8 protein-coding genes are annotated in these 7,237 nt (G+C 69.4%); 6 read left to right on the forward strand and 2 right to left on the reverse strand.

What is annotated here, in order from left to right; translation table 11 throughout:
* Positions 1-196: 196 nt before the first annotated feature.
* Both V7Z54_RS08645 and xseA read right to left on the reverse strand, forming a co-directional pair.
* Positions 197-784 carry a superoxide dismutase gene (locus tag V7Z54_RS08645; protein ID WP_334135872.1) on the reverse strand — a complete coding sequence of 196 codons (588 nt, stop codon included), beginning with the start codon at positions 782-784 and terminating at the stop codon, positions 197-199.
* 139 nt (positions 785-923) lie between these two features.
* Positions 924-2,315, reverse strand: coding sequence for an exodeoxyribonuclease VII large subunit (gene xseA / locus V7Z54_RS08650; protein ID WP_334135873.1), 1,392 nt, complete (start codon positions 2,313-2,315; stop codon positions 924-926).
* Positions 2,316-2,557: 242 nt separating this feature from the next.
* Here xseA and V7Z54_RS08655 point away from each other — a divergent pair, with 242 nt between their 5' ends.
* The 6 genes from V7Z54_RS08655 to adk all read left to right on the forward strand — a co-directional run bounded on the left by V7Z54_RS08655 (position 2,558) and on the right by adk (position 7,100).
* The gene (locus V7Z54_RS08655) at positions 2,558-3,193 is read left to right on the forward strand and encodes a MotA/TolQ/ExbB proton channel family protein (protein WP_334135874.1); all 636 of its coding nucleotides are present in this window, start codon (positions 2,558-2,560) and stop codon (positions 3,191-3,193) included.
* 107 nt (positions 3,194-3,300) lie between these two features.
* A complete protein-coding gene (locus V7Z54_RS08660) occupies positions 3,301-3,717 on the forward strand; it encodes an ExbD/TolR family protein (protein ID WP_334135875.1) in 417 nt (138 codons plus the stop codon).
* The gene (lpxK, locus tag V7Z54_RS08665) at positions 3,717-4,808 is read left to right on the forward strand and encodes a tetraacyldisaccharide 4'-kinase (protein ID WP_334135877.1); all 1,092 of its coding nucleotides are present in this window, start codon (positions 3,717-3,719) and stop codon (positions 4,806-4,808) included. Before V7Z54_RS08660 ends, lpxK begins: the two co-directional genes overlap by 1 nt.
* Positions 4,809-4,855: 47 nt before the next feature.
* On the forward strand, positions 4,856-5,071 hold the full coding sequence (locus tag V7Z54_RS08670; RefSeq protein ID WP_334135883.1) for a Trm112 family protein: 216 nt from the start codon (positions 4,856-4,858) through the stop codon (positions 5,069-5,071).
* A gap of 144 nt (positions 5,072-5,215) precedes the next feature.
* Positions 5,216-6,016: a 3-deoxy-manno-octulosonate cytidylyltransferase gene (gene kdsB, locus V7Z54_RS08675; RefSeq protein ID WP_334135879.1), complete on the forward strand. Its 801-nt coding sequence runs from the start codon at positions 5,216-5,218 to the stop codon at positions 6,014-6,016.
* A gap of 427 nt (positions 6,017-6,443) precedes the next feature.
* On the forward strand, positions 6,444-7,100 hold the full coding sequence (gene adk, locus V7Z54_RS08680; protein ID WP_334135880.1) for an adenylate kinase: 657 nt from the start codon (positions 6,444-6,446) through the stop codon (positions 7,098-7,100).
* Positions 7,101-7,237 lie beyond the last annotated feature (137 nt).

The following is a 7,237-nucleotide window of genomic DNA, read 5'->3' on the forward strand; positions in this document are numbered from 1 at the left end:
GGGGGGCCGTTCGGTAGCGCCCTACTCCGTTGAGCGGCGCTTTCGTTCCCCCCAGCCACCGCACCCAAGGTCCGCTCGGATAACGTGTCCACCCGGCCGAGCTCCAAGAGACCCCGCTCCCCCAACGGGAAAACCCCCGTGACAGAAGTCACGAACCCGACACCCGACCCAGTGTCGGGCCATCGCCGATTACCGGTCAGGCAAAATTAGCCTGCGCAAACTCCCAATTGACGAGTTTGTCCAGGAAGGTTTCGACGAACTTCTGGCGCAGGTTGCGGTAGTCGATGTAGTAGGCGTGCTCCCACACGTCCACCGTCAGCAGCGCTTTGTCGGCAGTGGTCAGCGGCGTGCCGGCCGCACCGGTGTTGACGATATCTACCGTACCGTCGGGCTTCTTGACCAGCCAGGTCCAGCCCGAGCCGAAGTTGCCCACCGCGCTCTTGACGAAGGCGTCGCGGAAGGCGGCGTAGCTGCCCCACTTGGCGTTGATGGCATCCGCCAGCGCACCGCTGGGCTCACCGCCACCATTGGGCTTCATGCAGTTCCAGAAGAAAGTGTGGTTCCACACCTGCGCTGCGTTGTTGTAGATGGGGCCAGGGTTGGGCGCTTTGCGGATGATGTCCTCCAGCGCCATGGACTCATACTCGGTGCCCTTTTGCAGGTTGTTCAAGTTGACCACGTACGCGTTGTGGTGCTTGCCGTGGTGGTACTCCAGCGTCTCTTTCGAGTAGTAGGGCTCCAGCGCATCGATGGCAAACGGCAGTGGTGGCAGGGTATGTTCCATGGTGTGTCCTCACTCTTGGGTTGACCGTATCAGGGCGTCGCTCGACGCACGCTGGCATTGTAGGCAAGGCTGTGCACCACTGCCCAGGCGGCAGGCCATTTGACCCTGCACGCTGCACGCCCACACACCACCGTCAGGGCTAGACCCCGGACCGAATGGCCGCCACGCGCACGTCCAGCTCGCCCCGTGCCAGCGCCACGCACAGCGCCTGCTCAGGCGTCAGGCGGGCCGCGTCGGTTACCACCGCGCCATCCGGGGTGGTCACCAGCGCATAGCCGCGCTGCAACACCAGCCGCGGATCCAGCAGCGTCAGGCGCGCAGCAGCGTGGGCCAGCCGCTGGTCTTGTCGCTCGCGCACGCGCAGCAGCGCCTGCGCCCAGCGCTGCTGCAGCGCGTCCGCCTGGCGCAGGCGGCGCTCGCCATCCTGGCGCACGGCGGCCCACCACGCCTGCTGCAGCCGCTGCACGTGCTGGGCACGCCGCGCCACGCCCTGCGCCATTGCCTGCCGCAGCCGGTGCTCCAGCCGCAGCAGGCGTTGCTGCTCGCGCGCGGTCAACGCCGAGGGACGACCCAGCCGCTGCGCCAGGCCATCGAGCCGCTGCGCCTGTGCGTCCAGCCGCCGCTGCGCGGCGCTGTGCAGCCGCTCCTGCCAGCGCGCCAGCGCCTGCTGCAGCACGGCTGCGGCCGGCGCGCACAGCTCAGCCGCCGCAGTCGGCGTGGGCGCGCGCACGTCGGCAGCAAAGTCAGCCAGCGTGAAGTCGGTCTCGTGCCCCACGCCGCTGATCACCGGCATCGGTGCCTGCGCCACGGTGCGCACCAGCTCGGGGTCATTGAACGCCCACAAGTCCTCCAGCGAGCCACCACCGCGCACCAGCAGCAGCACCGCAGGTCGGCCCAGCGCGCGGTGGTCGGCATAGGCGCGTTGCAGCGCAGCGCACAGCTGCGCCGGGGCGTCCGCGCCCTGCACCGCCGAGGGGTACAGCCACACCGGCAGGTGTGGCACACGCCGCGCCAGCGTGGTGGCCACATCGCGCAAGGCGGCCGCGTCCAGCGACGTCACCACCCCGACGCTGGCTGGATAGGCGGGTAGCGCCCGCTTGCGCGCGGCATCAAACCAACCTTCGGCCTGCAGCTGCGCCTTGCGGCGCAAAAATTCCTCGTATAGGCTGCCCTGCCCCAGCGGCTGCACGCGCTCCACGATCAGCTGTAGGTCACCGCGCGCGGCGTACACGTCCAGCCGTCCCAACACCTCCACCTGCTGGCCGTCGCGCAGGTTAGCCGCCGCCTCCTGGTTTTGCGCAGCGCGGCGGAACCAAGCACAGCGCAGCTGTCCCTCCGCGTCCTTCAGAATAAAGTACTGGTGGCCGCTGCCCGCGCGCACATACCCAGACACTTCACCGCGCACCCGCACGGGGTTGAAGCGCGCGCGCAGCGCATCGGCCACGGCGTTGACCAGCGCCCCCACGTTCCAGGCAGGCCCATCGTCGATCACCTCGTCCGTCATACTCTGCTCTGTCAGACTGTCGTTCATCGGGTCGGTCGCGGTGGTCAGCCGCTGCCACAGCCCGCCGCGCCACCTGGGGCCGCCACAGACCACGCCCCCTAATGGCGAGCCCTGCGCAGTCCTGGTCGGAGGCACACGGCCCACACGGTGCCCTACACGGCGCAGGTGCAGTCGGCACGGCCCGCGCCACCCGGCCAACGCAGCAGACCGTGCGAGATAATGCGCGCCAGTGAGGGGCGACTTCCCGTGCTGCCGTCAGGAGGGTTGCTTTGTTGTCGATCATACAGGCCGCCGGCTGGCCGATCTGGACCCTGATCGCTTGCTCCATCGTCGGACTGGCGCTCGTCATCGAGCGCGCGCTGAGCCTGCGCACCGCACGCATCGCCCCGCCGCGGCTGCTGGACGAAGCGATGCAGGCCTCACGCAACGGCGTGCCGCCAGCCGATGTCATCGAGCAGCTGGCTGACAACTCGCTGCTGGGCGCGGTGCTCGCCGCCGGCCTGCATACGCTGCACCTAAACCCACGTGCCACCGACGCCGAGCTGCGCGCCGCGCTGGAGTCGGCGGGGCGGCTGGCCGCAGCACAATTGCAGCGCTACTTGGGCGCGTTGGGCACGGTAGCGTCGGCGGCTCCGCTGCTGGGGCTGCTGGGCACCGTCATCGGCATGATCGAGATTTTTGGCTCACAAGCTGGCCCTGGCGGGCTGCTGCCAGGTGGGGGCAACCCCGCACAGTTGGCGCACGGCATCTCGGTGGCGCTGTACAACACCGCGTTTGGCCTCATCATCGCGGTGCCGGCGCTCGTTTTCTGGCGTTACTTTCGCGCCCGCGCCGACGCGCTGCTGCTGCAGCTGGAGGTGGCCGCCGAAACGTTCCTGCACCATTTGCTGACGCTGCGCCGCTGAGGCGCCGGCACGCCCCCCGGTAGGCAGCCCTCGTGCATCCGCCCGCGGGCCCGCCGGCCGCTGCCGCCGCTCTCCGGCGCCCGCCGGTTTTTCCGGAGATCCGCCCCATGCGCTTTCAGCACGGCAACCGCGACGAGCCCGAGATCAATCTGATCCCGTTCATCGATATCCTGCTCGTCATCCTGATCTTCCTGATGCTGACGACCACTTTCAGTCAGACCACGGCGCTGCAGGTAAATCTGCCGGTGGCGCAGGCCGAGCTGCCGCCGCAGACACCGCGCGAGGTCGTCGTCAGCGTCGCGGCTGACGGCCGCTACGCCGTCAACAACCGGGTGCTGGAGCAGACCGGCGTGGAGGCGTTGGTGGCGGCCCTCAACAGCGCGCCGCGAGCCGCGGACACCGTCCTCGTCATCCAGGCCGACGCCGCGGCCAGCCACCAGTCCGTCATTGATGTAATGGACGCTGCGCGCCAGGTGGGGCTGGTCCAGATCACCTTCGCCACCCAGCGCGACGGCAGGCGCTGATGCCGCGACCCGACCTGCCATCGGCCTGGTTGACACGCGGGGCGCTGGCGCGTGCGCTGTGGCCGCTGTCATGGGCGTACGGGGCCGCTTGGGCGCTGCGCAGCGCGTGGTGGCAGCGCCGGGCGCGGCGCCGTGGCCAGTGGGGCGAGCGGCTGCCGGTGCCGGTGGTGGTGGTGGGCAACGTCGTTGCCGGCGGAGCGGGCAAGACCCCCACCGTCATCGCCCTGGTGCAGCATCTGCAGCGGCGCGGCTGGCAGCCGGGCGTGCTGGCCCGTGGCGTGGGCGGGCGTGTCAGCCTGCAGCGGCACGGCCTGGCCATTGTCGCCCCAGGCGAGGCAGCCGACCCCGCTGTGTGTGGCGACGAGCCGGCGCTGGTGGCGCAAGCCACCGGCGTGCCGCTGGCGGTAGGTCGCGACCGCCCAGCCGCCGCGCGCACACTGCTGCAGTGCTTCCCTACGATCGACGTGCTTATCAGCGACGACGGCATGCAACATTGGGCGCTGGCACGCGACCTGACCGTCGTCGTATTCGACGAGCGTGACGTGGGCAACGGCTGGCTGCTGCCCGCTGGCCCGCTGCGCCAGCCCTGGCCCGCCCCGGCGTGGGGCAACGGGGCGGTGCTGGTGCTGCGCACCGCTGCCCCAGCGCAGTTACCGCGCCCGCACCCTTATCCGGAATATGCGGCTCGGCGCTGCCTGTCGCCGCTGGCGTACGATGCGGATGGCCAGCCCCATGCGCTGGCCAACTGGGCCGCTCATGGCACGCCCGTCGGCGCGCTGGCCGGTATTGCGCTGCCACACCGTTTTTTTCAGGCGCTGCGGGAACTGGGACTGCACCTGGGGCCCACCCTGCCACTGCCCGACCACGCCAACGGCACCGCCCTGCACACCGCCTGGTGGCACGCGAGCCAGACAAGTGGCGCGCCCCGCGTATGGCTGTGCACTGACAAGGACGCCGTCAAGCTGCACCGGCTGCCCGCGCCGCCGGGGATGGCTCTGTACCGGGTACCGCTGGCGCTGGAGCCCGAGCCGGCCTGGTTCGACGCCGTCGACGCGGCCCTGGCGGATGCCCGCCGGTCCCTGGCCTTGTAAGCCTCTGGCATGTCCCCCGAGGCCCTACCCGCGCTATGATGCCCCGCATGGACAGCAAGCTACTTTCCCTGCTCGTGTGCCCGGTGACTAAGGGGCCACTGGTGTACGCGCGCGAAACGCAGGAGCTGGTGTCGCGCGGCGCCCGCCTGGCCTACCCCATCCGTGACGGCATTCCCATCCTGCTGGAGGAAGAGGCGCGCGCGCTGGATGACGACGAACTCGACCGGTTGGCGCCGCCGCGGCCGGCGTCAGCTGCGCCGTAGCGATCGGCGTTTGCGCTGGGGCACCTTGATGCCGCGCTCCCGCTGCCCCGGGCACGTCTGTGGTGCCTTTGGTGTCCCAACCGCTCGCCGCTGCGACCGCTGCTGCCCCATCCGGCCCGCTGGCATCTGAAACGCGCCACCTGCATGAACACCCCTGTCTTTCACGTCCTTATCCCGGCACGCCGCGCCTCCACCCGGCTGCCCGACAAGCCGCTGCTGGACATCGCCGGCGCGCCGATGATCGTGCGCGTGGCCGAGCGCGCGCGCGCCAGCGGCGCGCTCAGCTGCACCGTCGCCACCGACGACGCCGACATCGCCGCCGTGTGCCAGCGCGCGGGCTTTGCCGCGCTGCTCACCCGCGGCGACCATCACAGCGGCAGCGACCGGCTGGCCGAAGCCGTCGACCAGCTGGGCTGGACCGACGACACGCTGGTCGTCAACGTGCAGGGGGACGAACCGCTGCTCGACCCGGCACTGGTGCGGCAGGTCGCACACACCTTGCAGCAGCGGCCCGACTGCGTCATGGCCACCGCCGCCCACCCCATCGAGCACGCGGCCGACCTATTCAACCCCAACGTCGTCAAGGTGGTGCTGGACCGCCACGGCACGGCACTGACCTTCAGCCGTGCGCCGCTGCCGTGGTGGCGCGACGCCCCACGCCACGACGCCGAGCTGAACCTCGGCAGCTGGCCCACCGGTGCACAGCCGCTGCGTCACATCGGGCTATACGCCTACCGGGCTGGCTTCCTGCGTCAGTTCCCCCGGCTCGAACCGGCGCCGCTGGAGCGCTGTGAGGCGCTGGAACAACTGCGCGTGCTGTGGCACGGCGAGCGCATTGCCGTCACCATCACCCCGCACGCCCCCGGGCCGGGCGTGGACACCGCCGACGATCTGGCGCGCGTGCGCGCCCTGTGGGCCTCTGCGGCCAATCCACCATCGCGATAAAAGGAGCGTCCCGGCAAGTGCCGCCGCACAGGCCATAGGAATGCGCCACAGCACTGGTCAACGCGACCTGTCCAGAGCCTCGAGGAGGACTTCATCAATCGGCGGGCACAATCTGGTGGCGGGAGATGGTCGCTCACCTTGGCCAACCACCCCATGGCGGCGCGGTTCTACCCATCGCCACCCACTGAACTCGATGAGCCGCATCGTCTCGGTCACCCCATGGCGGCGCGCTTCTACCCATCGCCATCCCAACGCAATCGTTACCCGCAAGCACCCGCCCGCTACCGCTTGCTGTCAGCCTGTGTCAGGCAGTGCATGCTATTCTTGCGGCCGCTGGCCGCCGCGTCAGCCGCTGCGTGCGCCGTGCGAGGAGAGCGCTGCACGCAGCCGCCCTCCTTCCACCGTTTGCGACACGTAAAGGAAACCCATGAGACTGATTCTGTTGGGCGCTCCGGGCGCTGGCAAAGGCACGCAGGCTGCGTTCATCTGCCAGAAGTACGGCATACCGCAGATCTCCACTGGCGATATGCTGCGCGCCGCCGTCAAGGCCGGCACCCCGCTCGGACTGCAAGCCAAACAGGTCATGGACGCCGGCGGCCTGGTCAGTGATGATTTGATCATCAACCTGGTCAAAGAGCGTATCGCCCAGCCCGATTGCGCCAACGGTTTCCTGTTCGACGGGTTTCCGCGCACCATCCCGCAGGCCGACGCGCTGCGCGACGCCGGTGTGCGCATCGACTACGTGCTCGAAATCGACGTGCCGTTCGAGGCCATCATTGAGCGCATGAGCGGACGGCGCGTGCACCCCGCCTCGGGCCGCACCTACCACATCAAGTACAACCCACCCAAGGTCGACGGCAAGGACGACGTCACCGGCGAAGACCTCATCCAGCGCGACGACGACCGTGAAGAAACCGTGCGCAAGCGTTTGGACGTCTATGCCGCGCAAACCCGCCCGCTGGTGGACTACTACCGCAACTGGGCCGCGCGCGATCCGGCCAACGCGCCACGCTACCGCTGCATCAGCGGCATAGGCACGGTGGAAGAAATCACCCAGCGGGTGTTTGAAGCGTTGGGGGGCTGAGGGGGCCGCAGCGCGGGCGGGTGATCCCACGGGCAAACCAGTTCCCACACGCCTTGGAAGTGCGCCGTACCGTGGCGTAAATTTGTTTGTGCGCAGGTGCCAGGAATCGTTCCGTTGCCGGCGCCACAACGGCCACC

Source organism: Tepidimonas sp. (assembly GCF_036824975.1).
GTDB lineage: Bacteria > Pseudomonadota > Gammaproteobacteria > Burkholderiales > Burkholderiaceae_C > Tepidimonas.